The 1038-nt window shown below is 75.5% G+C and carries 1 protein-coding gene and 1 riboswitch; the gene reads right to left on the bottom strand.

From position 1 onward, the window contains the following. On the bottom strand, positions 1 to 694 hold a 694-nt coding region (locus HMPREF3099_RS05685; RefSeq protein WP_202816702.1), incomplete at its 3' end, for a magnesium chelatase ATPase subunit I. 74 nt (positions 695 to 768) lie between these two features. Next, positions 769 to 829, bottom strand: a riboswitch (cobalamin riboswitch). Positions 830 to 1038: the final 209 nt, after the last annotated feature.

Raw genomic sequence — 1038 nt, 5'->3', positions numbered from 1 at the left:
CGGCGAACCGTGCGCGGAAGCCGGCGGGGTCGGCGTCGAAGGCCAGCCGGCGCTGCACCACCTCGGCGCGCACGCCGGGCTCGCGGGAGGCCGCCACGTCCACCGACAGCCCGAACCGGTCGAGCAGCTGCGGGCGCAGCTCGCCCTCCTCGGGGTTCATCGTCCCGACGAGCACGAACCGCGCCGGGTGCGTCAGGGAGATGCCGTCGCGCTCCACGGTGTTGGCCCCCATCGCCGAGGCGTCCAGCAGCAGGTCCACGAGGTGGTCGTGCAGCAGGTTCACCTCGTCCACGTAGAGCAGCCCGCGGTGCGCCTGGGCCAGCAGGCCGGGGCGGAACGCGGCACGGCCGGCGCCGAGCGCCTCGGCCAGGTCGAGCGCTCCGGCCACGCGGTCCTCCCCGGCGCCCACGGGCAGCTCCACCAGACGTGTCGGGCGGGAGGTGGCGGCCGCGTCCTCGTGCGGACCGTCCGGGCAGTCGGCGGCCGGGACGGCAGGGTCGCACGCGAAGCGGCAGTCCTCCACCACGTCCACCGGCGGCAGCACCTCCACCAGGCCGCGCACGATGGTGGACTTGGCGGTGCCCTTCTCGCCGCGCACCAGCACGCCTCCCACCTCAGGGGCGATGCAGCTGAGCACCAGGGCGAGCGACAGGTCGTCGGCGCCGACGACGGCCGTGAACGGGTAACGACTCATGGGTCCTCCTGGCACGTGACCGCGCGTGCCGGCATCGGGGCACCGGCGCGGACGCACCGGCGGCCGCGGGCGACGTCCTGACTCGCCCGAGAGGGCTCACAGTGGCGGGACCGTTCCGGACTCTCACCGGATTCCTCGCACGCGACGGGCGACATGATCGCAGACGGCTCGCCGCGTGCGACCACATAGGGTGACCGCCATGATCGAGGTGGTGGGAGTGGGCGAGGACGGCCCCGCGGGCTGGTCGCCGGCCGTCGCCGCCCTCGTGGAGGCCGCGCCGCGCGTGGTCGGGGGAGCGCGCCACCTGGCGATGCTGGAGCCGCGCCCCGGGCAGGAGCGCCTCA

Source organism: Kytococcus sp. HMSC28H12 (assembly GCF_001816045.1).
Taxonomy (GTDB): domain Bacteria; phylum Actinomycetota; class Actinomycetes; order Actinomycetales; family Dermatophilaceae; genus Kytococcus; species Kytococcus schroeteri.
Note: the sequence above shows the minus strand (reverse complement) of the source record. Positions and strands in the feature narration are given on the sequence as shown.